The following is a 24644-nucleotide window of genomic DNA, read 5'->3' as shown; positions in this document are numbered from 1 at the left end:
CACGTTTTGTGTTGAGTTGTGGTGAATTTAAAGTGTGACTTGGATCTGTTTTTGTTTTTTGTGAAAGTTTGTGACGGAATTGGTGAGATAAATGCTATCTAGATCTTTCGATAGATTGTATCTATAAGAGTCTTTTCGGCGCACTTCACGGAGCACGCCTAATTAGTTGATGAAAGGGTAAATAAAGAGAGTCGCCACACGGTTCTTCTTGTGATTCCCAACTCTCTACTTAATCACTGTTCTTAATCATCGTTGCTATTAGTATGATAGACGAGGTAGTCATGAGCTTGCTCGCGTCCCATATACCTTGCCAACGTCTTTTCTTGAACATCGCGCAAATCCACCATAATCAATCCATCTAGAGCGTTATTGAATGCAGGGTCGACGTTGAAGCATACCAGCTTGCCATTGAGGCTTAAGTACTGACGCAGCAAAACGGGCACTCCTTTCCCTTCATCGATTCTGGCAATGACACGTGACAATAGCTGTAAATCACCCAGAGCAGTGAGCATGCTGGTGTTCCAGTCACGGTGGTGCTCAGGAAGTGGGTTAGAAGGTGTGACGTACTCTGCGCAATTGTTGTCGTAGTGGTGCAGTGTCATTGATTGAGCCAGTAATTGACGTGCAGTATCGCTATAATCGTTGCTAATGCTTACCGGACCAAATAGGTGAGTGTAATCTGGGTTTTGATGAACGAACGTTGCGATGCCTTTCCACAGTAGCAGTAGCGCGCTCATGCTCTTTTGATATTGATGTGCAATCACAGAGCGCCCCATCTCAATGGATTTACCCATTTGGTCGATAAAGCGTTGGTCATAGTTAAACAACGTTCGTGAATACAGACCTGCTACGCCGCGCTTTTCAATCAGTTGATCAACCAGACCTAAACGATACGCGCCCACCAAGCATTGGTTCTCTCTGTCCCACACAAACAGATGCAGGTAATCATGATCGAAATGGTCAATGTCTATTGCTAGTCCAGTCCCTTCGCCAACTTGTCGGAAATTGAGCTCACGTAGGCGACCAATTTCATGCAGTAGGGAAGGGATACTCTGCGACTCCGTGCAGTAAACATCGAACTCACCACTTGTTAGCAGCTTGGACTCTTTTGGTAAGTTGTTCAGCTCTTCAAGCAATTCGCCTACGGGTAACCCTGCCGCTATTGGAGAGAGCATTTCTGATGAAGAAGAAGGCTTCACTGAATGGGTTTCACGATTGAGCAAGTAAGTGTTGAGCCGCAAATAGTTCACCACTTGATCATCGTTAAGTGTGTTGATCTCTTTGAATTTGATCACTTGGCCAAAAGATAAATCGATGGTTTGCGCATGTTTGTTTAGCAACTCTCGACCAAGCAGTAGGGTACGCAAAAGTGGATGGATTTTCCCTGCCATATAGAAGCGTTTCGAGTTCTGGCCACTGATGAATACTGGAACTGTCGTTGCTTTGTTTTTGCGAATTAGGCTACTTACGCTTCGACTCCACGCTTTGTCTTCCAAGCGTTGCTGTTTGGCATCGACTAACTGGGAAACCTCACCGGCAGGAAAGACAAGCAATAAGCCGCCACTTGCGAGGTGTTTATTAGCCGCTCTGAGGGCCTTCATATTTGATTTGACGGCGTCTTTGCCTTCAAACACATCGACACCAATGAAGAGCTGATCTAACTCTGGTACGGTTTTCAGGTATTGATTGGCTAGAATTTGGATATCGTCTCGTACCATCAACAAGAGTTCGGCCAAGATGACGCCTTCCACACAACCAAGCGGGTGGTTCGCCACAATGACGGTAGCACCTTGTTTAGGCACTGAGTCGAGTGAACCATGAGCAATGCGATAATCGATACCTAAAATATCCAACGTGAAGCGGAGAAAAGTTTTGGTATCGGCATTAACGGGGCGTTGAGCGTAGAACTTATCAAGCTGGTTTAAACCGGTTGCCCATTCAGCAACGTTTTCACCAATGCCAAACGGCGTTTTACGAGGGAGACGAAAAGGGGTTGAACTATCCATATTTACCTCAGCGTACAAGTTGCTGATTGGATAGTAGAAATTACAGATGACAGTTAAGAGGCAAAAGCATGAGCCTTTGGTGACAAACCAATGAAGCTTTATTGACTAAAGAAAACGGTATATCACTGTGCTATGAATCAAAACTCGCGTTATGTCTCCCTCTTAAAACAATAGATAGGCTATCTTATCTAGAACAAAGATTAAGCTAAGTTGATATTTATCAGGGGGAAATAATGGAACGAGTTTCCAATAAAGCAGCACTTTGGATTGGGCTAAGTTTGATACTTGGTCTTGGCATCCTTGGCTATTTTATGCAGCAGACGGCGGTGAAATACCGAGCCTATGAAAGAGTCGTGACAGTAAAAGGTTTGTCGGAGCGTGAGTATCCTGCTGATACGGTGATTTGGCCGATTCAATTTACTCTAGCGAGTAATGATATGGGAGCCATGTTTGATGAAATTGACCAGCAAACCCGTTTGATTTTGGACTTTCTAAGTGCCAAAGGGCTTCCTGAAACCAGCGTTTCCCTTTCTTCCCCAGCGGTCATTGACAGAAAAGCACAGCAATATGGGAGCGAGCAAGACATTGAGTATCGTTATTTGGCCTCGCGAACCGTTACGGTTTACAGCCAGAGTGTTGATGTTGTTCGAGCGGCAATCAATGAAATAGGTGAGCTAGGAAAACAAGGCGTTTTGCTTAACCAAGATCCTTATGCAAATCGTGTTGAGTACAGCTTTACTAAGCTGAATGATGTGAAGCCAGACATGATCGAAGAAGCGACTAAGAATGCGCGTGAAGTGGCTGAGAAATTTGCGAAAGACTCACAGAGTTCACTGGGTAAGATCAAACGTGCAACTCAAGGGCAGTTCTCGATTTATGACCGAGACAGCAACACGCCTTACATTAAGAAAGTACGAGTGGTATCGACGGTTCAATATTACTTATCTGATTAAAGTTGCGCTCATATAGTCAATAGTTGGTCGTTCCATCACCTTCTATTTGTAGAGGTATCTATGCTCTGTGATAGGGAAATCAGTCTTCGATGACGCTATATACAAGTACTTTTTTATAAAACTAAGTTCTTAACAGTGATGAGGTGAGTTTGATAATAATCAAGCTCACTTGTTTCTTATGAGCGTAAGTTAGTATGACTTATTGCTAGAAGGAATTAGTATCATGGCATACAAGCACTTTATTAGAGAACTACTGGGTTTAGCGATTGTTGTCTCTGTCGTCTTTGGCGTATTAGGCGTGATGTTAGAGCTCTTCGCACTGACGGCACTTTGGGAGCATCAGCAAACGATAGCCGATGTTTTCTTCCATGAATCTCTCTACTTCATCGTATTTTTAATCCCACCATACTTCCTCTGGAAGTTGATTAACCGTCCTGAATTGGTTTCTGCTGACCAAGCTTATTTGGCAATGAAGTTAGAGGCTGAAAGTCGACAATGAGTCGATTTAGTGAGTAATGAAAAGAAGAGGCTATGAGAAAACATTAGCCTCTTCTCTATCTGATTCGTGGGGTAAAATATTCGCTGCTTTATTGATTAAAAAGCTGCTTCGATTGTGCCTTTGAAAGTGCGATCGAGATAATCACGAATCGCTTGAGATTGATAAATAGAAACGAACTTTTTATACGCTTCATTATTTTTGTCTGCGTCACGAGTGGCGATGACCATGACTGCTAATGGGGCGTCTTTTGCTTCAAGATAGATACTTTGTTTCTTCGGATCTAAACCAGAAGACATTACGTAGTTCATTGTAATCGCAGCCGCGTCCACATCATCTAATGTTCTTGGTAGCTGAGCGGCATCTACCTCGACAAATTCAAATGATTTTGCGTTTTTTGTGATATCAGTTAGGGCGGCTTTATGGCCAACACCCTGTTTCAGCTCAATTAAACCTGCATCGGCGAGTAGCAACAGACCACGACCACCGTTGGTAGGGTCATTTGGAAGCGCTATACGTGCATTGTTTGGAAGCTCTTGCAGTGAGCGATACTTATTGGAATAAAGCCCCATACGCATAAGAATGGACTGACCAATTGATACTAATTGGGCGTTATGGCTACTGTTGAAGTTGTCTAAAAATGGCTGGTGCTGATAGCTGTTAATATCGATGCTACCGTCGCTAAGGGCGGCATTAGGTGTCACGTAGTCAGAAAACTCAATGACTTCGACATTCAAACCTTGCTTTGCTGCCTCCTTCGCTACCGCCTCGACTACTTGTGCATGTGGTCCAACTGTCGCGCCCACTTTAATGACAGAGTCATCTTTTTCTCCACAAGCGCTTAAGCCGACTACTGCCGTGAGAATCAAAGCTAGTTTCTTTAAGTGACCAATACTTTTCATTGTAGCTCCATTTTTTGTTTTAGACGTCTATACGTCCATCCTATCAGAAGTTGTCTGAGGGTCAATGGTTTAAATCACGAGCAGACATTTTGTTTCTATTGCTCGTATAGAGAGCCAGATAATAGTTAAAGAAGAGGGGAAGAGGAAAAGCTATTACGAGGTTAGTGACGAGTTACCGCAACTGTACCCAAAGATATAAGATACAAAAAAGGCGTAGTAGGTATTAACCTGCTACGACTTTCGAAATATGGTGGCCCCTCGCAGACTTGAACTGCGGACCAATCGATTATGAGTCGACTGCTCTAACCACTGAGCTAAGGGGCCTTAATAGGACAACGATTATAGGGGAAGCGTTGCAAGGTGTCTAGATACCAACTAGGGCAATTGCGCTTAGTTTTTATCCACTTAGAACAGTAGATAATAAAAAAGGTGACCTAAAGTCACCTTTTTTGATTTCTAAAAGCTTGTATGCGCTGCGATTATTCGTCTAGGAAGCTGCGCAGAGTCTCTGAGCGGCTTGGGTGACGAAGTTTACGTAGTGCTTTTGCTTCGATCTGACGGATACGCTCACGAGTAACGTCGAACTGCTTACCAACTTCTTCTAGAGTATGGTCAGTGTTCATGTCAATACCAAAACGCATACGAAGTACTTTCGCTTCACGTGGCGTTAGACCTGCAAGCACGTCTTTTGTTGCCACCTTAAGGCTAGTTGCAGTTGCAGAATCTAGCGGAAGTTCTAGCGTTGTATCTTCGATAAAATCACCTAGATGCGAATCTTCGTCGTCACCGATTGGTGTCTCCATTGAGATAGGCTCTTTAGCGATTTTTAGAACTTTACGAATCTTGTCTTCTGGCATTTGCATGCGCTCTGCCAGTTCTTCCGGTAGTGGCTCGCGACCCATCTCTTGCAACATTTGACGAGAAATACGGTTTAGCTTGTTGATCGTTTCGATCATGTGTACCGGGATACGAATCGTACGTGCTTGGTCCGCGATTGAACGAGTGATTGCCTGACGGATCCACCACGTTGCGTAAGTCGAGAACTTGTAACCACGACGATATTCGAACTTATCTACCGCTTTCATCAGACCGATGTTACCTTCCTGGATCAGATCCAAGAACTGTAGGCCACGGTTGGTGTATTTCTTCGCGATAGAAATTACAAGACGCAAGTTCGCTTCAACCATCTCTTTCTTCGCACGGCGAGCTTTTGCTTCACCGATAGACATACGACGGCTGATGTCTTTAATGTTCTGTACGTTTAGAGAAGTCTCTTCTTCAATCATTTTTAGCTTAGCGATTGAACGACGGATTTCTTCTTCGTTACGTTTGATCTTTTCAGCGTATGGCTTGTCTGAAGCAAGAACTTCATCCAGCCAAGCTTCACTTGATTCATTACCAGTGAACAGCGCGATGAATGATTTCTTCGGCATTTTGCCGTATTCAACCACAGACTTCATGATCAGACGCTCTTGTGTACGAACGCGATCCATAGCAGTACGCAGTTCATTCACTAGGTGATCAAACTGTTTAGGCGTTAGACGAAACTCGCGGAATACGTCTAGCATCATTTCATTAGCAACGGTTGCTTTCGGGCTGTTATAGCCGTACTCGTTGATTGCTAATTGAAGATTTTGATAGGTGCTGCGTAGTTGGTTGAATTTCTCTAGCGCTAATTCAGGATCGATACCTACATCTTCTTCAGAATCATCTGAATCGTCATCGCTATCTTCGTCGTCATCAACGTCTTCATCGTCTTCTTCTTCTAACTGAGATTCAGTCAGTTCAGAACCGATGTGTGTTGCCGTTGGTGCAGCGGTGTCGTCAGCATCTGGATCTACAAAACCTGAAATTAGGTCTGTAAGACGTAGTTCTTCAGCTTGAACTTTGTCAAATTGCTCAAGAATGTACGGAATTGTGCCTGGGTATTCAGCAACAGACGATTGAACTTGGTTAATACCTTCTTCAATACGTTTTGCGATGTCGATTTCGCCTTCGCGAGTTAGAAGTTCGACAGTACCCATCTCACGCATGTACATACGTACTGGGTCTGTTGTACGACCAATCTCACTCTCTACGCTAGAAAGTGCAGCGGCTGCAGCTTCGGCTGCATCTTCATCGGTAATATTTGTGTCATCGTTCAGTGCTAAATCATCAGCATCAGGAGCAGTTTCTACTACCTTAATGCCCATGTCGTTGATCATCTGAATGATGTCTTCTACCTGTTCTGAATCTACGATTTCAGCAGGTAGGTGGTCATTTACTTCGGCGTAGGTCAGATAGCCTTGTTCCTTGCCTTTAATAACAAGTGACTTTAGCTGTGACTGCGGATTGTGATCCATAGACGGTATCCAACTTCGTAATCTGGTGAAGGAATCAGTATGCGAAATGCAAACCACTTACTATAACAAATTAAATCGTTGCTGACTAATTAAACAGGGTTACGCTTTTAAATCTAGCATAAGTGCTAGCAGCTCCCTTTTCTCTTCGGCTGATAAACCGACACATCTTGCTTTGGCCTGCAGGTTTTCAATTTGTTTTTCTACGCACTGGGCAATAATTTTATCCAGTGAGTCTAAAAAGATTTCTTCTTGGTTGTCCTCATCGAGTGGAATGTCCCAACTCGCGAGACGAGACAGAAGGGTCTCATTTTGGCTGTTTCGCCAATGCTCTAATAATTGGCCTGTGTTGATATGGGGATGCGCTTGGCATTTATCAAGTACATCAACAAATAAACTTAGACCAGGAATGGGCAAATCTCTAACGCTAGTTAGATCTGGCACCATACTTACGTATTGTGGGTTTTGAATCAGTAACGCGATCACTTCTCGCATCGGCGTTCGCTTGATTTCTTTATGAGGTTGAGGCCTTTTATCCTCTTTACCTTGTTTTGAAATTAGCTGCTGTAGTTGGCGTTCATCAACCAAACCCAAACGGCGGCCAAGCAATTCTCTCAAGTATAGTCTTAAAGTGCCGCCAGGGACTTTATCAATGAGAGGAACCGCAAGAGTACTCAGTTTTGCCATGCCTTCTTTCGTGCTCATATCGACCTGCTGAGTCAATGAGCTGAACATGAATTCAGACAAGGGCATCGCATTAGACACTTGCTGCTCAAATGCTTGTTTTCCGTTTTGTCGGATATAAGAGTCGGGATCTTCTCCATCCGGCAAAAACATGAATTTTAACTGGCGACCATCCGTTAGGTAAGGCAATGCATTTTCCATGGCACGCCACGCGGCTTCACGGCCTGCGCGGTCACCGTCATAACAACACACGACGGTGCTTGTTTGCCTGAATAACACCTGCAAGTGATCGCCCGTTGTCGAGGTTCCTAATGAGGCAACGGAATAATCTACGCCATATTGAGCAAGCGCGACAACATCCATATAGCCTTCAACCACTAAAATTTGTGGTGGCTCACGATACGCTTGTAGTACTTCATAAAGGCCATACAACTCTTTACCTTTATGAAATATCGGGGTTTCGGGTGAGTTGAGATATTTTGGTGTCCCATCACCTAATACTCTACCACCAAAGCCTATTACTCGGCCGCGTCTGTCTCGAATAGGAAACATCACTCGACCACGGAATCGGTCGTAGCGGTTGCCTTTATCGTTTTCAATCAACATGCCGCCAGTGACGAGCATGTCTTGGTTTTCTTTATTCTGGCCAAAGTTCTTACGAACTAAATCCCATTCATCAGCCACATAGCCGATGCCAAACTTCTGGACGATTTCACCAGACAGGCCGCGATCTTTTAGATACTCAATCGCCACCTTACTTGCTGGCTGTTTGAGTTGGTTACGATAAAATTGAGCAATGCTGCCCATTAAGTCGTATAGGTTACGTTTTTCACTGCTGCTTGCTTGTGGGCCTGATTGAAACGAACCATTACCGCCGCTACGTTGTTCGCGAGGAACATCTAAACCCAAGTATGAAGCGAGTTCTTCAATGGCTTCGACGAATTCTAGTCGGTCGAACTCCATCAAAAAATCGATGGCATTTCCATGCGCGCCACAACCAAAACAATGGTAGAACTGCTTTTCTTGACTGACACTGAATGAGGGTGTCTTTTCGTTGTGGAAAGGGCAGCATGCGCCGTAGTTTTTGCCTTTTTTCTTAAGTTTCACACGTGCGTCGATGATATCGACAATATCAAGTCGAGCTAGAAGGTCATCGATAAAACTGCGAGGGATGTGTCCAGCCATAAAACCTAACAAAAAAAGAAGATGATGAGTGGAGTGAATGCCTTAAAAGAATGAGCGTATTGCCCATTGATTTCATTCCATCCATCCAGATACAAACAAGCCGTGCGCTCCAAAGGATAGCACGGCTTGCTGCAATTGGGTGGGGTACCTTAAGCCAATTTAGCGCGAACTAAACCGCTTACTTTACCCATATCTGCACGCCCTTGAATTTGCGGTTTCAGAACGCCCATTACTTTGCCCATGTCTTGCATGCCAGCTGCGCCAGATTCAGCAATCGCGTTCTCGATGAGAGCCGCTACTTCTTCGTCTGTCAGTGGTTGAGGCATAAAGTCCTCAAGAACGGTAATTTCTGCTTGTTCCGCATCAGCAAGATCTTGACGACCCGCTGCTTCAAACTGCGCTACAGAATCGCGACGTTGTTTAACCATCTTGGTCAATACTGCAAGAATGTCGTCATCGTTCAGAGTAATCTGTTCGTCAACTTCACGTTGCTTGATTGCTGATAGGGCTAAACGAATAGTACCAAGGCGCAATTTGTCCTTGGCTTTCATCGCTAATTTTTGCTCTTCTTTGAGTTGATCAATCAGAGCCATAACTAAATTCCTTTTGGAGCTCAGTTATTAGTACAGGCGAACGCGACGAGCGTTTTCGCGAGCTAGCTTCTTAGCGTGACGCTTTTGAGCTGCTGCTTTAGCGCGTTTGCGAACTGTAGTTGGTTTTTCGTAGTGCTCACGACGACGCACTTCAGAAAGGATACCTGCTTTTTCGCAAGAGCGCTTAAAACGACGTAGAGCAACGTCGAACGGTTCGTTTTCACGTACTTTAACTACTGGCATATGCCTTTCACCTCAGGGGTTATTCGTTAACGCTGGTATTCAACAGACCAAATCACAATTGTTAGGTCTCTTACCAGCTTGATCAAAAATGGTGCGGAATTTTAATCCGATCACAACTACTTTGTAAAGCCTTTTGTCGATTATTGTCTGTACAAAATTTGTTTGCAGCACCAAGGCGAGGTAATATGACGCCCAAATTTCCTCTATACAGAAAGCATACTGAGAAAACCATGCGCATTATTGGTATTGAAACCTCTTGTGACGAGACTGGCATCGCAATTTATGACGATGAAAACGGTCTCTTGTCACACAAGCTATACAGCCAAGTAAAACTGCACGCAGATTACGGCGGTGTGGTGCCTGAGTTGGCTTCACGTGACCACGTAAAGAAAACCATTCCTCTTATTAAAGAGGCACTAAAAGAAGCGAACTTAACTTCAAAAGACATCGATGGTGTCGCGTATACCGCGGGGCCTGGTCTTGTTGGGGCGCTATTAGTGGGTGCGACTATCGGTCGCAGTATTGCTTATGCTTGGGGAGTGCCAGCGGTACCTGTTCATCATATGGAAGGTCACCTATTGGCCCCAATGTTGGAAGATAACCCTCCACCGTTCCCGTTTGTGGCGGTATTAGTATCGGGCGGTCACTCTATGATGGTGGAAGTGAGAGGCATCGGTGAGTACAAAATTCTAGGTGAGTCGATTGATGATGCGGCGGGCGAAGCGTTTGATAAAACAGCGAAGCTAATGGGTTTGGATTACCCAGGCGGTCCACTATTATCTAAACTGGCGGAAAAAGGTACACCGGGCCGCTTTAAGTTCCCGCGCCCAATGACGAATGTGCCAGGTTTGGACATGAGTTTCTCTGGTCTAAAAACCTTTACGGCTAACACGATTGCTGCAAACGGTGATGACGAGCAAACCCGCGCGGACATCGCATTGGCATTTGAAGAGGCTGTGTGTGCTACGTTGGCTATTAAATGTAAGCGCGCGCTTGAGCAAACAGGCATGAAACGCATTGTTATTGCTGGTGGTGTGAGTGCTAACCGTCGTTTGCGAGCTGAGTTAGAGAAGTTAGCGAAGAAAGTTGGCGGCGAAGTTTACTACCCACGTACTGAGTTCTGTACAGATAACGGTGCGATGATCGCTTACGCAGGCATGCAGCGCTTGAAGAATGGCGAAGTGGCTGATATGTCAGTAGAGGCTCGTCCACGTTGGCCAATTGATCAACTAACACCTGTCGCTTAATCAAATTTATGCGGTAGGTTTGAAACCGGTTCTGTGTAATAAAGGTCTCTGCTCCTCAGAGGCCTTTATTTTTAATTATTCAATGAACCGCCTCGTTTTACATTCTGACTGATGCGATCAGTTCGCTATTGTTTCAGTGCTAGGATGACGTGGAAGAATAAGAAATGGATATAACAATGAATAAGTTTGAAATTGAAGGTCAGCAACTTGCTTATCTAGATAAAGGTGAGGGCCCAGTGCTTCTATTTGGTCATAGTTACCTTTGGGATAGCCAAATGTGGGCGCCGCAAGTTGAGGTTTTAAGCCAGTCATTCCGTTGTATTGTGCCAGATCTTTGGGCACATGGTGAATCGGACGCTGCACCTGCATCGACACAGTCATTGGCCGACTATGCACAACATATGTTGGCATTGATGGATCATTTAGATATCGAAGAATTCTCGATCGTGGGCTTATCTGTTGGCGGCATGTGGGGAGCTGAGCTAACGGCTCAAGCGCCGCAACGTGTTAAGTCACTGGTATTGATGGATACCTTCATTGGCTGGGAGCCAGAAGTTACGTATAAAAAGTATTTTGCAATGCTTGATACCATCAGCCAAGTCCAAGCAGTGCCTGCGCCAATTATTGAAGCCGTTGTGCCGCTGTTCTTTGCCAACAACGTCAATCAGGATAACCCTAAACTTGTCGCTTCATTCAAACGCAGTTTAGAAGAGCTGAACGGTGAGCGTGCGGTGGAAGTAGCTCGCATGGGGCGCATGGTGTTTGGTCGCCGTGATGTGATTGAAGATTCGGAAAAATTCGCTCTGCCGACGTTAATTGCGGTGGGCTGTGAAGATAAGCCTCGCCCGGTTTTCGAATCGTATTTAATGAAAGACTGTATCACGGGCAGTGAGTTGGTAGAAATTCCGCAAGCGGGACACATCAGTTGTTTAGAACAGCCGGAGTTCGTCAACCAAATGTTGTTGAACTTCCTGAATCGAGTTCATGCGTAACCAATGCATCCCTCTTTAAACGAAAAACTCGGCATTAAGCCGAGTTTTTTTGTGTCAGTTTCTTCTCGCCGATTTTTGGCTCGTCGCCAGACAAAAGCCGACGAATATTTTGATGATGCTTAAATACGATTAAGCAACACAGCATAGCAACAGGTAACGTGTATTGCGGTTTAAACATCCAAGTATAAAACGGAGTGACCAAAACCGTGACGAGAGCCGCTAAGGATGAATAGCGGAATAGCGCGGCTACTGACAGCCAAGTTAACATCACCAATCCTGTTAAGTCCAAACCAATCGGAGCGATAGCGCCAAGCGCGGTTGCGACACCTTTTCCGCCTTTAAAGTGGAAAAAGATGGGGTACATGTGGCCAAGACAGGCAGCAATGGCGATGACGCCAAGAATGATAGGGTCGATACCAAGAAAGTATCCGCCCCACACGGGGATAGTGCCTTTGAGCATATCGCACAACAAGACTGAAACAGCGGCTCCTCGTCCGCCAATACGCAATACGTTCGTTGCTCCAGGATTGTTAGATCCCACACTGCGTGGGTCTGGCAGTTTTAAGAGTCGACAGATCAAAACCGCACTGGAAACCGAACCTAATAAATAGGCGGCCATTGTCATTATCAGTGCCAGTGCGTCCATAGAAGTCCTTGATGGATTGGAATTTAATGCTCGGTTCCCGCGTAGTTGCTATCATACCCCGAATTTACATAATGCAGAAATCCTCACTGTGATAGAGCTTGCATTATGTGATTTCTTGTATATAAAGATGCTTTCGCAGTTTATACCTAAGTAACATTGTGATGACCAAAGTAAATGTTACTTAGGTATAGAATACTACGATCAAATTACCCCTCACGGGTATCCGACCTCTGTAATAGAAGGACATAAGATGGCTCTGGATAAAGTTTTTATTGAACAGTTAGAAGTAATCACCACAATTGGCGTGTACGACTGGGAGCAACAAATCAAACAAAAGTTGGTTCTAGATATTGAAATGGCACACGATAATAAACCTGCGGGCAAAAGTGATGATGTGCAAGATGCACTGGATTATTCGCAGGTGAGTGAGGCGGTACTTAACCACATTGAAAATGGTCGTTTCTTACTGGTCGAGCGCGTGGCTGAAGAAGTAGCAGAGCTTATCATGCTGCGTTTCTCAGTGCCTTGGGTGAAAATCCGCCTAGCGAAGCCTGGCGCCGTGCCGCAAGCACGTGCTGTTGGTGTGGTGATTGAGCGAGGCCGAGCATGATCACCACCTATATCGGTGTTGGGACGAACGTAGAAAGAGAGCAACATGTGCTTGCTGCGTATCAGGAGCTGCAACGGCTTGGAGAAAATCTCCTCGTATCACCGATATATGAATGCGAACCTATTGGTTTTAGCAGCAAGAATTTCTACAACTTTGTCGTTGCAATGCGTACCGAGTTGTCATTAGAAGAGTTGAGCCATCAACTACGCGAGATTGAATTTAAGTGGGGACGCGAAGAAAACGCGCAAAAGTATCAGGATCGAACACTGGATCTCGATATAGTGTTGTTCGGTGAGCGCGTCTCCAAGAAAAAACCTGAGCTACCTCGCAGTGATATCTACAAATATCCTTTTGTCACAAAGCCGCTGTATGATCTCGAACCGCAATTAGTGATCCCAGGCGATGGACGCACAGTCGCAGACATTTGGCATGCTATGCAGCCAGTCGATTCGCTCAAACCCGTTTCCTTTCATTTTTAATTTGAGTTGTTTACATGAGTTATTTTGAAGCCTTTATTTTGGCTCTGATTCAGGGGCTGACAGAGTTTTTGCCTATTTCAAGCTCTGCCCATTTGATCCTGCCTTCCGCTATTTTAGGATGGGAAGACCAAGGTCTAGCCTTTGATGTTGCTGTTCACGTCGGTACATTAATGGCTGTCGTGATCTATTTTCGTCATGAAGTAATCACTTTGTTTCAAGCGTTATTTGCTTCGATCTTTAAAGGAGATCGCAGTAAAGAAGCTAAATTGGCTTGGATGATCGTGATTGCGACGATTCCAGCTTGTGTGTTCGGCTTATTGATGAAAGACATCATTGAAGTGTATCTACGTAGCGCTTACGTCATCGCGACTACTACGATCGTATTTGGCCTGTTGCTATGGTGGGTAGACAAAAACGCTAAACTCGTTGCCGATGAATACCAAACGGGTTGGAAGAAAGCTGTATTTATCGGTATTGCTCAAGCCTTAGCGATGATTCCTGGAACTTCACGTTCAGGGGCGACCATCACAGCAGCGCTTTACCTTGGCTTTACTCGAGAAGCGGCTGCCCGATTTTCGTTTTTAATGTCGATCCCAATCATTACATTAGCTGGTAGCTACTTAGGCATGAAGTTAGTAACCAGTGGTGAACCTGTCCATGTTGGTTTCTTAATGACTGGCATTATCACATCGTTTATCAGTGCGTACATCTGTATCCACTTCTTCTTGAAGATGATTTCACGAATGGGCATGACACCGTTTGTGATTTACCGTCTCATTTTGGGCGTCGGTTTGTTCGCTTTTCTATTAAGTGCATAATTGATGTTAACGAAAAACGCACGCGAAATCCGCGGGCGTTTTTGTTTGTTCGTTACTTCTTAAGTGCTGCTTTCACTGCTTCAATACGTCGTTTTTCTTGCTCGTCACGAATCGCAGGGCCTTTAAAGCCCTCTTTGATAATGGCTTGAACGTCAACTGCCGCTGCTGCTTGGTAGGCTTGCCTAAAAATATCCGCCTGTGGATATGGTTGCGTTTCCAGTCCTTTACGACCAGCGTGATCCGCTTGGCAGCAAAGCAAGATATCTTGCAGACGTTCGGACTTACGCCACACATCAAGTTTATTGAGTATTTTAATTATGGTTTGTGGTTTAAGTTCAGCCGCGCGATGAATATTGGAGTGCTGTTCGCACACCATCAAGGCTAAATCACGAAACTCATTTGGTACCCGGACACGTTCGCACAGCTTTTTGATCAGTTTTAATCCTGTATGGCAATGCATTTTGTGGCTTGGCCATTCGCTCTCTGGCGTCACGCCCTTACCCAAGTCATGCACTTGGGCGGCAAACCTGACGGGGAGTGAGTTACTCAATTTTGCGGCTTGCTCTGCCACCATCAAAGTATGGATGCCAGTATCGATTTCTGGATGCCACTTCTCAGGTTGAGGTACGCCAAATAGTGCATCAATTTCAGGTAACACCACGGTTAATGCACCACAGTCTCGTAGAACCGATAAGAAAATATCAGGGCGAGGAGTAGAGAGAGATTTATGCCATTCTTGCCAAACACGCTCGGGAGTCAGTGTGCTCAGCTCTCCGGACTCTGCCATGTGACGCATTAACCGCATGGTTTCGTCGGCAACCGTAAAGTTTAGATCAGCAAGCTTCGCTGCGAAGCGAGCGACACGTAAAACGCGTAGAGGGTCTTCAATAAAGGCGTCTGATACATGGCGTAGCAGTTTATCGTTGAGATCTTGCTGGCCACCATATGGGTCATGGATCGTGCCATCACTCTCCATTGCCATCGCGTTAATGGTTAAATCACGACGTATCAAATCTTCTTCTAAGGTGACGTTTTGATCGAAGAAACATTCAAAACCAGTGTAACCAGAACCTGACTTTCTCTCTGTTCGTGCAAGGGCATATTCTTCTTTACTTTTGGGATGCAGAAATACAGGAAAGTCTTTACCAACGGCGGTGTATCCTTGGGACAGCATCATCTCGGGCGTCGCGCCTACGACCACCCAGTCGTTGTCATAACTATCAATTCCGAGCAATTTATCTCGAACTGCGCCACCTACTAAATAAACTTGCACGAATTACCTCTTAATTTATGGATATGCCGTTGGACATTGTAGCAAGCAATGGTACTTTTCTTTACTCCCGAGAGTAGATGCGGCTATGTTTATATTATATCTGACTATTCTCAGGTGGTTTTTTAGCTGGAGAGCCTAATGTATAAGGACTTTTTTGGGTTTGTCGAACAACCATTTTCGATTGTTCCAAACTCACGTTATTTGTATTTAAGCCAACGTCACAAAGAGGCAATCACACATCTCCAAGCCGGGCTAGGCGATGGCGGTGGTTTTGCTATGCTTACTGGCGAAGTAGGTACAGGCAAAACGACTGTCGCAAAAGCGATGCTGGCGAATTTGGGTGATAACACCAAAGCGGGTCTTATCCTCAATCCCACGTTTTCGAGTAGAGACTTGCTCGAAGCCATTTGTGATGAGTTCAAAATCACCTATCCGCCAGACGCAAACCTCAAACAGCTAAACCAGGTTATCCATCAATATTTGCTGCGTAATTATCGTTCAGGTTGGCAGACATTACTGGTCATTGATGAGGCTCAACACCTTGCTGCCGACGTTCTAGAGCAGTTGCGCTTGTTGACCAACTTGGAAACCGATACCAGAAAATTGCTCAAAGTGTTGTTGGTCGGGCAGCCTGAATTGCAGCGGTTATTACAAACAACACAACTACGCCAACTTGCCCAGCGTATTACCGGGCGTTATCACCTGTTGCCGTTGGATGAAAAAGAGACAGAAGATTACATCGCATTTCGACTACATACAGCAGGTGGCGACCAGCAACTGTTTAATCGTGCTTCTTGTAAACTTATAGCCAAATACAGTCACGGTATACCGCGGCTCATCAACCTTATCTGTGACAAATCCCTCAACATTAGTTATCACCAGGGTAATGTGGTGGTGGATAAGCAAACCGTTCAGCAGGCCTGTGAAGAGGTGATGCAGTTTCAGGCAGATATTTATCAGCAAGATAAAAAAGAGCGCCGGACTTTCCGTTGGCCTGCTTGGGGCTCTGTCACGGTAGGCCTTATTGCTGCATTAAGTACGGGGTGGGCGGTCGTGAATTATATGCCAGCTCAAGCGACGTCAGTGTTGACACAAGTGACGGAGCCAAGAGTAGAGCCAACACCAACCGTCGTCAGCCAACAGTTAACGGATGAGCAGCGTGCTTTATTGTTAACACAAAAACAGTCGAACCTCGCTGTAAATGATTTGTATCGTTTGTGGGGGTATCAAGCATCGGTTCGCGATAACCTTTGTTTGTCAGAACCGCAGTCGACTATGCGTTGTGAGCGTAAAATGGCGACTTGGCCGCTGTTGATGCAACAAAATCGCCCTGTGATCTTGGAGTTGAATTATCAAGGTGATGTTGGGTATGTCATTCTATATGCCGTCGGTAATGACCAAGCTGAAGTGCTCAATGGTAAGCAGCGTCTTCGTCTGCCAGTTTCGTGGCTAAAGCCGTTGTGGCAGGGCAATATTATCGAACTGTGGCATGCTCCGCTGAATGAAACATTACGTTTAGACATGGAAGGCCCTGCGATTGAAGTATTAGACCGATTATTAGCAGAAGCGGTGAGTGAGCCACTGCTTGAAACGTCTATTTTTGATGGTGCGATGAAAGAGCGAGTCGAATTATTTCAACGTTGGCAAGGAATTGGTGTCGATGGTATTGCAGGTAAGCGAACGCTAGACCGACTTCAGCAAAATGTTCAGCCAGATGCGCCTCAACTGGCGAGAATCGAGAAGGAGGACGCATAATGTCAGCTGTGAAACATATAGGTCTGTTCTTGCTGCCAATCACTGCTTCTGCTATCGGAGTCGCTTGGTACTTAGATCTCTTTGCACCGAGTGTTGAAGTAGATACAACGTCCCCGATAGAAAAGGTCGAAGTGGTATCACCTTTCAAAGTATTGGACTATCCAGAGAACACCCAGTTGGCCCAATTGCCAAGAGAGTGGCCAAGTGCAGAGCTATCGCGTGATTTTGGTACATTTACCACCCCCGATGAATACACGAGCCATACACCAAGCAGAGATGAAACACGCAACTCAGCATCAACCCAAACGACTTCTGCTGCTGAAGAGGACCTCGGGTTGTCTTTGGATGATCTGGATTTATCCTCATTATCTCCTGATTTAGCTAGGAAGGTCGAAAATGCCTTATCCCGAGATGATGACAATTCGTCATCACAAACGGCACGCGTGAACGATTTAGAGCGCAACGCTCACCAGTGGCAAGGGCGTCTACCTGCGCTTAATTTGCAAACCCATATGTACGCTAGTGATGAAAATCGCCGTTGGGTGAAAATTAACAATGTTGAGTATCATCAAGGGGATGTCGTTGATGATCAGGTCACTCTAAGAGAAATACAACCGCAAGCTGTGATTGTTGAGTTCCAAGGGGAGAAAATTCGTATACCAGCGTTGTATGAGTGGAAAGGGTAACTCTTGTAGAAACACATCAAGCCAGCGAAATCACATCGCTGGCTTTTTATTTTTCAGAGCATCTTTTGCATCTATTCTGGTGATGATTTTTAGATACTCAAACAAGCAAAATATAGCTTTTCTCAGTCGTTTAAATAGCACCAATATCATTCATCTATTGATAGCGCGATTCCAGTCAGCGTTGTGTAAAAAGACACCATCTTCACGAACTTCGGAGTAATGACTTGGTCCACGTTAGACCCCATCACATAATAGGAGTCTAAACAGAGACACATGCGTATTCTGATTTTTTCTTTAAGTATTGTTGCATCGACAAGCTATGCAGCAAAGCCAGACCCATTCCCAGTTACACCAGATAGTCGCGGGCAAGATTTCATGGTCAGTGCGACGAATCCTTACGTGAGCAGTACCGGTTACTCAATATTGAAAGAAGGCGGTAACGCTGTTGATGCTATGGTCGCGATGCAGATGGTGATGTCTGTCGTTGAGCCAGATATGACCGGAATTGGCGGCGGGACTTTCGCGCTGTTTTATCAACATGACGAGAAAAAATTTCTGGCCCTTGATGGTCGAGATGAAGCGCCTTCTAGCGCGAACCCTGAAATGTTTGTTGAGAATGGGGAAGTACTCAGTCGCAACGAAATATTAGGCCCTCGTTCTGTTGCGGTTCCGGGCACGTTGCGGTTGCTTTACACCACTCATGAACAATACGGCAAGTTGCCATGGGCAGAGCTGATTAAGCCGGCGATTACATTGGCGAGCAATGGGTACGCGATGAACAGCTACACCTACGACATCGTAGTAAGAGAGCAAAGCCGACTTGAGCAAGATCCGGAAGTGAAAGCCTTGTATTGGCAAGGGGACGATATTAAGCCGACGGGAACCTTGATGAAGAACCCTAAGATGGCTGAGACGCTGAGGAAGATCGCGCAACAAGGCGATCGTTACCTTTATGGTGGTGAGCTTGGTCAGCACATCGTAGAGACGGTTAATAGTCGTATTGACGACCAACACGAGAAGTTGTCTTTAGAAGATTTTAAGCATTACCAAGTGAAGCAGCGTGACATCATTGAGAGCGACTACCGTGGGAATAAAATCGTCTCTTTTGGTTACCCAGCTTCGGGCGGTGTGATGGTCGCTCAGAGTCTTGAACTGCTTGCACCCTATGACATTGCCCATATGGCGAAAACGGATGTGGAACCTTGGCGTCTCATGACTGAAGCGATGCGAATTGCAAAAGCCGATCGTATTGCGTATGCCGGAGATCCGGATTATGTGGAAGCGCCAGTTGAACAGTTGTTGTCTAAAGCCTATCTAGATCAGAGACGTGATTTAATCCCTGGTAATGGCACTTCAGAAGAGGATCCAAAAGCAGGGCAGATAACGCAAACTCAGTATGCGCAATATAAAGGCTTCGAGAGCAAAGATACAGGGCATATTTCTATCGTCGATAGAGATGGAAATGCAATTGCTATGACCAGCACGGTAGGAACGGGTATGGGCTCGGGTGTGATGGTCGATGGCGTTATCTTGAACGCGCAGATGGCTAACTTCTCACCTCAGCCAACGGTTAACGGCAAGCCTACGCAAAACTCAATTGAAGCGGGCAAGCGTCCACGTTCGGCTATTACGCCATTAATGGTGATGGACAGTGATGATAACTTGCGTTTGGTGGTTGGGTCACCAGGTAGTTCACAAATCCCGGGGTATGTACTCAAAACCGTGGTTGGGGTGCTGGATTGGAATTTATCAGCGCAAGAGGCTATTGACTTACCAAACATCCAGTATGGCACTAAGATAGACCGCACCAAGTCTTATGACCCGACTGGTTTGCTGGTGGAAAAGAAAACGTTCGCAGAAATGTTGGTGCCTGAGTTTATGGAGCTTGGCTACCCAGTGCACGTTATTCCAGTGGTAAGCGGTTTGAATGCAATTGAGCTAAAAGATGGCAAGCTTTATGGCGCAACGGATCGTCGTCGAGCCTCTAGTTCAATGGGGGAGTAATACTCACTTCTGTCAAACGAAGCAAACTAAAAAGCCAGTCGATATCGACTGGCTTTTGCGTTCTTTTTAAAGATAAAAGCGTGAGGTTTATGCCCAACCCGCAGGAGAGCGCTTTCTACGAGGCATGACATGCGGAAGAATCAAACCAAATAGTAAACCTAAACCTGCAACACCGCCGCCATAAGTGAAGTACTTAAGCAGCATGTCATCTTTTTGTGTATCCAGCTTTGCGCGTAGCTCGCGGTTTTCTGTTTCAACAGAAGTAAGCTGATCACTGATCTCAGAGTATTTGTTTTCTAGATCTGAAATTTGTTGGTTACGTGTTTCGAGAGAGGTAACAAGACCTGCTTTCTCTGCATCAGAAGTTTGACGAGCATTAGCAAGCTGCTCTTTTACTTCGGCTAGCTCTTTCTCAATGCGAGGAAGGCGAATTGCCATGCTCTCTTGGTTTGTCACAAACTTGCTTTGTACCCAACCAGTGCGACCACGGTCATCACGAACTTGCGTGTAGCCAGTATCTCGGTTGGTTTTAATCAGTTGTACTTTAGAACCGGCGTTAACACTACCAATAATACGGTAGGTGTTATTTGGACCTGAGTGCATAAAAGTGAAGAGGTCATCAGAAATATAACGGTCTGCTGCTAGGGCCGCTGGCGCTGCTAGCAAAGTAAACAAAACCGTGATGATTAGTTTTTTCACAGTAAATCCCTTAACGATTTTTCTTGGAGACAGCGTTGGCACCGAATGATTGGAGCCGGAAATAGACGAATAGTATGCAGTTTCAAACTTCGGTGCAACAAAGAAGGGAGGCAAAGCCTCCCTTTCTGTGCGTTTGAGTCAATAATGACAAAGCGCTTACATTCTATTGACGAGTGTCTTAAGCGAACATCGCTTGAAGTCCGTAGAAGAATACTACGGCCAATAACGCACCCGCTGGTAGTGTAACGATCCATGATGCCACGATGTTACGAACTACGCCTAGGTTCAGTGCTGCGATACCACGAGCAAAGCCAACACCGAGAACCGCACCAACCAATGTTTGAGTGGTTGAAATTGGCAGGCCTGTACCAGACGCTAGAACTACCGTACATGCTGTTGCTAGCTGTGCTGCAAAACCGCGGCTAGGCGTTAGCTCAGTGATGCCTGTACCAACGGTTGCCATTACTTTGTGACCTAGTGTTGCAAGACCGACCACGATACCAATACCACCAAGAGGTAGAATCCACCAAGCGATGGTGCTTTTCGTGCTGATTTCGCCCATGTGTTCAACAGTCGATACGACAGCAGACAGTGGACCAATGGCGTTTGCAACGTCGTTTGAACCGTGTGCAAATGCCATCGCACAAGCGGTGATAACCATCAGAACGCTGAAGATACCTTCCACGCCAGAAAAGCTGCGGTCTTCTTCGCGATTAGCGAATTTTTTCTGGATGTATACGTAGCCGCCAATCATCACAAGTGCTGAAACTGCTGCTGCCCACATCCAGGCTTCACCATTGGTCAGGTGAAGACCAACGTGTTTTAGACCTTTTTTGATGGTTACAAGTGCAATCACCATTGTTGTGATGAACATGTAAACAGGTACAAAACGTTTCGCGTTAAACAGAGGGTTCTCAGTATCAAAAATCAGGCGCTGTGCGCTGACAAAGATAACGTAAGCAAAGAAACCTGAAATCACTGGCGTAATAATCCAGCTACCAACAATGCCTTGAACGCTGCCCCAGTCAACCGCTTCAGTACCTACTGATACGCATGCAAAACCAATGATTGCACCGATGATTGAGTGAGTCGTTGATACTGGCCAGCCCATGTAAGAAGCAAGAAGCAGCCATGTACCTGCTGCTAAAAGCGCAGACATCATGCCGTAGACAAGAACATCTGGTTGACTAGCAAATAAAGAAGTTTCGATTACACCTTTACGGATAGTGTCGGTTACTTCACCGCCTGCAAGGTAAGCACCTGCAAATTCGAAGATCATCGCAATGATGATAGCTTGTTTTACAGTTAGCGCTTTTGAACCTACAGATGTACCCATCGCATTAGCAACGTCGTTCGCGCCAATACCAATCGCCATCATGAAACCAAAAATCGCTGCAACAATAATCAGGACAGTGCCGTAGTTCGCAAGGATATCCATCGTAATACCTAGTTGTTTTATAACAAGCGGAACAAAATTTTACGCGCGCCAAACCATAAGACGATGAAAATAGTCATCGTCCCTATGACACGTGTTAATTATGCTCTTCGTTATGTCGTTAACTTTATGTTTTAAGATCGAGATAGCATGACTTCCAAACGAGCACCTACGCGCTGCGCTTGGTCGGCAATACCACCTACCCATTCAAGAATCTTGTATAGGAACATGACATCGATAGGGTTCATGTCAGCTTCAATCACCATCAACTGTTGGCGAAGTTCAATCTGCATGGCATCGGTATCATCTTCGATAACGTCTAATTGATGAATCATTTCAGCGACGAGCGTCACTTCACGGCCTTTGAAGCCGGTTTCTAGCAATTCATCAAGTTCATTGATTACCTTTTGCGCCTGATCGGCAGCATCAAGACAACGTTGAACGTAAGCGAGGAAGTTTGGTTGGAGAGCCTCAGGGATGACAAGTTGACGACCATATACACGGCCAGCAATGTCTTTTGCCAGGTTTGCAAGTTTGTCCTGTTGAGTCAAAAGCTCAAGCATGTCAGTACGGTCGACTGGCATGAACAAACCGCGAGGCAGTTTTAGACGGATTTCACGTTTCAGCACATCCGCTTCTTTCTCTAGGTGAGAAATTTGTGCACGGATTTCTGCTGCTTTTTCCCAATCACCCTTTGAAGATACTTCAAAGAATTTCACCAAGTGTGAACAACATTCGTTGACACACACAACGTGGCGTTGCAAAGGCTTAATTGGGGACTTTGCAAATAACCCCATAATTGTATTTACTGGCATGGTCATTCAACCTAATAACTATAACCTTAAAAAAACATACACCATTTCTGAGTGCTTGGCGAAATGTTGAACGATGGCTATAAAGGCGCGCATGTTAACGCATTAAATCGCTCATTAAAACTGTTTTAGATCATCATTCCGGCGATATTTCTCTCTTGCCGTGTGAGAAATTACGCAATATCCTGTTTCTATCTGCTTTGAAAGGTATAGCTATGGAAACCGAAATAGAACTGAAGTTTTTTGTTTCTCCTGAATTTTCAGAAACTTTAAAAGAAAAAATTTCTGAGACAAAAGTACTTCAGCATAGTTGTCGTGACTTGGGTAACACCTATTTTGATACTGCCGATAAATGGCTTCGAAAGCACGACATTGGTTTAAGAATTCGCCGTTTTGATGATGTATTCGTCCAAACCGTAAAGACAGCAGGACGCGTCGTCGCAGGCTTACATCAAAGACCAGAATACAATGCTGAGCACACTAGCGACGAGCCTAATCTGTCGCTTCATCCTCTAGATATTTGGCCTCCAGGTAAAGATGCAGAAACGCTGCAATCCGAGCTTATGCCATTATTCTCGACCAACTTCACACGTGAACAATGGCTGATTGGCATGCCCGATGGCAGTCAGATTGAAGTTGCCTTTGACCAAGGCTTAGTTGTAGCCAAAGGTGAAGACGAAGAAGAGAAGCAAGAGCCGATTTGCGAAGTTGAACTGGAACTTAAGTCAGGCCAAACCGAAGCTTTATTCACGCTGGCACGCAGCTTTTGCGAGCAAGGCGGTATGCGCTTGGGTAACTTGAGCAAAGCGGCGAAAGGTTATCGACTTGCAAGTGGTTATGCGGGTGATGAAGTAAAATCATTGGCACTTGTGGACAGTAGTCCGACGGATACCGTTGAATTTTGCTTGATCAACTCTTTAGAGCACGCTTTGTCTCATTGGCATTATCACGAGCAAATTTATGCTGAGCGTGACAGCGTGGAAGCACTGCGTGAAATCAATAATGCCATTCGTTTCATTCGTCAAACATTGACTATTTTTGGCGGGATTGTCCCTCGTCGCGCGAGCGCGATTCTGCGCCAAGAGCTTAAATGGTTGGAAGAAGAACTGAGTTGGTTGGATGAGCATGCACACCTTGAAGAGCTTTTAGATGACAAAGGCAATGTGCTGCGCAAGTTGGATGCGCGTAAGTTCTTAGTATCTGAGTTGACTCAGCAGTTACAAGAGTTGCCAAGCCGTGAAGAAGTGCTAGGGTTGCTCAATTCCGCGCGTTACACAGGGTTACTGCTGGATCTAAGCCGCTGGATCTTGGCGCGCGGTTGGCAGCCATTTCTTGATGAAAAAGCACGTGAAAAAATGGCAAGTAACATCATGCCGTTTTCAGTTACTCAGCTCGATCGCACTTGGGCTGAGCTAATGGAAGCTTTCCCAGCAGAGCGCGATTTGACGGCGCAAGAGTACGTTGATCAGCGTTATCGCTTATTGCGTAATCTCTATACCGGCATTGGTTTCGCGAGTTTGTATAACTCGGATGAGCGTAACAGCTTCCGTTTACCATGGGCGGATCTGGTGCATGGTATCGATGATCTGCTAATGCTGAACCACTTGCTCCCGTTGGTTGATATGCTGGAAGACGCAGAAAAAGAGCAGTTAGAACGCTGGTTGCACCGTCAAGAGCGCTCAATTTTGCATGCAATGGATCAAACCCGAGCGATCAGTGTGGAAGTACAGCCTTATTGGCGTGAATGATCGTTCTGGTGGTAACGACAAAAAAATAGGACCGCATGG

The 24644-nt window shown here is 45.4% G+C and carries 22 protein-coding genes and 1 tRNA gene; 11 read left to right on the top strand and 12 right to left on the bottom strand.

What is annotated here, in order from left to right:
- Positions 1–242: 242 nt before the first annotated feature.
- Positions 243–2006: a lysophospholipid acyltransferase family protein gene (locus R7Z78_RS12825; RefSeq protein WP_017820256.1), complete on the bottom strand. Its 1764-nt coding sequence runs from the start codon at positions 2004–2006 to the stop codon at positions 243–245.
- A gap of 233 nt (positions 2007–2239) precedes the next feature.
- On the opposite strand from R7Z78_RS12825, the gene R7Z78_RS12820 reads away from it, so the two are divergent.
- A complete protein-coding gene (locus tag R7Z78_RS12820; RefSeq protein WP_005379714.1) occupies positions 2240–2959 on the top strand; it encodes an SIMPL domain-containing protein in 720 nt (239 codons plus the stop codon).
- A gap of 223 nt (positions 2960–3182) precedes the next feature.
- Positions 3183–3458: a hypothetical protein gene (locus R7Z78_RS12815; RefSeq protein ID WP_005383040.1), complete on the top strand. Its 276-nt coding sequence runs from the start codon at positions 3183–3185 to the stop codon at positions 3456–3458.
- A 95-nt stretch (positions 3459–3553) separates the two neighbouring features.
- On the opposite strand, the gene R7Z78_RS12810 is transcribed toward R7Z78_RS12815, so the two are convergent.
- The 6 genes from R7Z78_RS12810 to rpsU all read right to left on the bottom strand — a co-directional run bounded on the left by R7Z78_RS12810 (position 3554) and on the right by rpsU (position 9401).
- On the bottom strand, positions 3554–4357 hold the full coding sequence (locus tag R7Z78_RS12810; protein WP_017633488.1) for a MetQ/NlpA family ABC transporter substrate-binding protein: 804 nt from the start codon (positions 4355–4357) through the stop codon (positions 3554–3556).
- Positions 4358–4605: 248 nt separating this feature from the next.
- Positions 4606–4681 (bottom strand) — tRNA-Ile (locus tag R7Z78_RS12805).
- A gap of 155 nt (positions 4682–4836) precedes the next feature.
- Positions 4837–6699, bottom strand: a complete 1863-nt coding sequence (gene rpoD / locus R7Z78_RS12800; protein WP_005395986.1) for an RNA polymerase sigma factor RpoD — start codon at positions 6697–6699, stop codon at positions 4837–4839.
- Positions 6700–6798: 99 nt separating this feature from the next.
- Positions 6799–8565: a DNA primase gene (gene dnaG / locus R7Z78_RS12795; RefSeq protein WP_104975839.1), complete on the bottom strand. Its 1767-nt coding sequence runs from the start codon at positions 8563–8565 to the stop codon at positions 6799–6801.
- A gap of 149 nt (positions 8566–8714) precedes the next feature.
- Entirely contained in the window at positions 8715–9158 is a 444-nt protein-coding gene (locus R7Z78_RS12790) for a GatB/YqeY domain-containing protein (protein ID WP_005379720.1), read from the bottom strand.
- A gap of 27 nt (positions 9159–9185) precedes the next feature.
- Entirely contained in the window at positions 9186–9401 is a 216-nt protein-coding gene (gene rpsU / locus R7Z78_RS12785) for a 30S ribosomal protein S21 (RefSeq protein WP_001145625.1), read from the bottom strand.
- Between the two features lie 230 nt (positions 9402–9631).
- Between rpsU and tsaD the strand changes: the two genes are divergently transcribed.
- Together tsaD and R7Z78_RS12775 are read left to right on the top strand one after the other, a co-directional pair.
- Entirely contained in the window at positions 9632–10648 is a 1017-nt protein-coding gene (gene tsaD / locus R7Z78_RS12780) for a tRNA (adenosine(37)-N6)-threonylcarbamoyltransferase complex transferase subunit TsaD (RefSeq protein ID WP_005379854.1), read from the top strand.
- 176 nt (positions 10649–10824) lie between these two features.
- Complete coding sequence (locus R7Z78_RS12775; RefSeq protein WP_005379855.1) at positions 10825–11640, top strand: alpha/beta fold hydrolase; 816 nt, start codon at positions 10825–10827, stop codon at positions 11638–11640.
- Between the two features lie 34 nt (positions 11641–11674).
- On the opposite strand, the gene plsY is transcribed toward R7Z78_RS12775, so the two are convergent.
- On the bottom strand, positions 11675–12286 hold the full coding sequence (gene plsY, locus R7Z78_RS12770; protein ID WP_005379857.1) for a glycerol-3-phosphate 1-O-acyltransferase PlsY: 612 nt from the start codon (positions 12284–12286) through the stop codon (positions 11675–11677).
- 250 nt (positions 12287–12536) lie between these two features.
- Between plsY and folB the strand changes: the two genes are divergently transcribed.
- Genes folB through R7Z78_RS12755 form a run of 3 tightly spaced genes read left to right on the top strand, consistent with a single transcriptional unit; the run spans position 12537 to position 14193 of the window.
- Positions 12537–12896 carry a bifunctional dihydroneopterin aldolase/7,8-dihydroneopterin epimerase gene (folB, locus tag R7Z78_RS12765; protein WP_005379859.1) on the top strand — a complete coding sequence of 120 codons (360 nt, stop codon included), beginning with the start codon at positions 12537–12539 and terminating at the stop codon, positions 12894–12896.
- Entirely contained in the window at positions 12893–13375 is a 483-nt protein-coding gene (folK, locus tag R7Z78_RS12760; protein ID WP_005387457.1) for a 2-amino-4-hydroxy-6-hydroxymethyldihydropteridine diphosphokinase, read from the top strand. The genes folB and folK overlap by 4 nt, the downstream gene beginning before the upstream one ends.
- Positions 13376–13389: 14 nt before the next feature.
- Positions 13390–14193, top strand: coding sequence for an undecaprenyl-diphosphate phosphatase (locus R7Z78_RS12755; RefSeq protein ID WP_017820255.1), 804 nt, complete (start codon positions 13390–13392; stop codon positions 14191–14193).
- Between the two features lie 52 nt (positions 14194–14245).
- On the opposite strand, the gene R7Z78_RS12750 is transcribed toward R7Z78_RS12755, so the two are convergent.
- A complete protein-coding gene (locus R7Z78_RS12750; RefSeq protein ID WP_005379907.1) occupies positions 14246–15466 on the bottom strand; it encodes a multifunctional CCA addition/repair protein in 1221 nt (406 codons plus the stop codon).
- A gap of 138 nt (positions 15467–15604) precedes the next feature.
- On the opposite strand from R7Z78_RS12750, the gene R7Z78_RS12745 reads away from it, so the two are divergent.
- The 3 genes from R7Z78_RS12745 to ggt all read left to right on the top strand — a co-directional run bounded on the left by R7Z78_RS12745 (position 15605) and on the right by ggt (position 19911).
- Complete coding sequence (locus R7Z78_RS12745; RefSeq protein ID WP_104975840.1) at positions 15605–17221, top strand: ExeA family protein; 1617 nt, start codon at positions 15605–15607, stop codon at positions 17219–17221.
- On the top strand, positions 17221–17907 hold the full coding sequence (locus R7Z78_RS12740) for a general secretion pathway protein GspB (RefSeq protein ID WP_104975841.1): 687 nt from the start codon (positions 17221–17223) through the stop codon (positions 17905–17907). The genes R7Z78_RS12745 and R7Z78_RS12740 overlap by 1 nt, the downstream gene beginning before the upstream one ends.
- Positions 17908–18180: 273 nt before the next feature.
- Positions 18181–19911 (top strand): gamma-glutamyltransferase, encoded by a 1731-nt coding sequence (ggt, locus tag R7Z78_RS12735; RefSeq protein ID WP_169644221.1) that lies wholly within the window; start codon positions 18181–18183, stop codon positions 19909–19911.
- A gap of 87 nt (positions 19912–19998) precedes the next feature.
- Here the strand turns inward: ggt and R7Z78_RS12730 are convergent, their stop codons facing one another.
- The 3 genes from R7Z78_RS12730 to R7Z78_RS12720 all read right to left on the bottom strand — a co-directional run bounded on the left by R7Z78_RS12730 (position 19999) and on the right by R7Z78_RS12720 (position 22860).
- Positions 19999–20610: a TIGR04211 family SH3 domain-containing protein gene (locus R7Z78_RS12730; protein WP_005379900.1), complete on the bottom strand. Its 612-nt coding sequence runs from the start codon at positions 20608–20610 to the stop codon at positions 19999–20001.
- 178 nt (positions 20611–20788) lie between these two features.
- Positions 20789–22048 carry an inorganic phosphate transporter gene (locus R7Z78_RS12725; protein ID WP_005379898.1) on the bottom strand — a complete coding sequence of 420 codons (1260 nt, stop codon included), beginning with the start codon at positions 22046–22048 and terminating at the stop codon, positions 20789–20791.
- A 131-nt stretch (positions 22049–22179) separates the two neighbouring features.
- The gene (locus tag R7Z78_RS12720) at positions 22180–22860 is read right to left on the bottom strand and encodes a TIGR00153 family protein (RefSeq protein WP_005379896.1); all 681 of its coding nucleotides are present in this window, start codon (positions 22858–22860) and stop codon (positions 22180–22182) included.
- Between the two features lie 212 nt (positions 22861–23072).
- On the opposite strand from R7Z78_RS12720, the gene R7Z78_RS12715 reads away from it, so the two are divergent.
- Positions 23073–24605, top strand: a complete 1533-nt coding sequence (locus tag R7Z78_RS12715) for an inorganic triphosphatase (RefSeq protein ID WP_104975843.1) — start codon at positions 23073–23075, stop codon at positions 24603–24605.
- Positions 24606–24644: the final 39 nt, after the last annotated feature.

This window comes from Vibrio sp. 1167, assembly GCF_033340375.1.
Lineage (GTDB): Bacteria > Pseudomonadota > Gammaproteobacteria > Enterobacterales > Vibrionaceae > Vibrio > Vibrio alginolyticus.
Note: the sequence above shows the minus strand (reverse complement) of the source record. Positions and strands in the feature narration are given on the sequence as shown.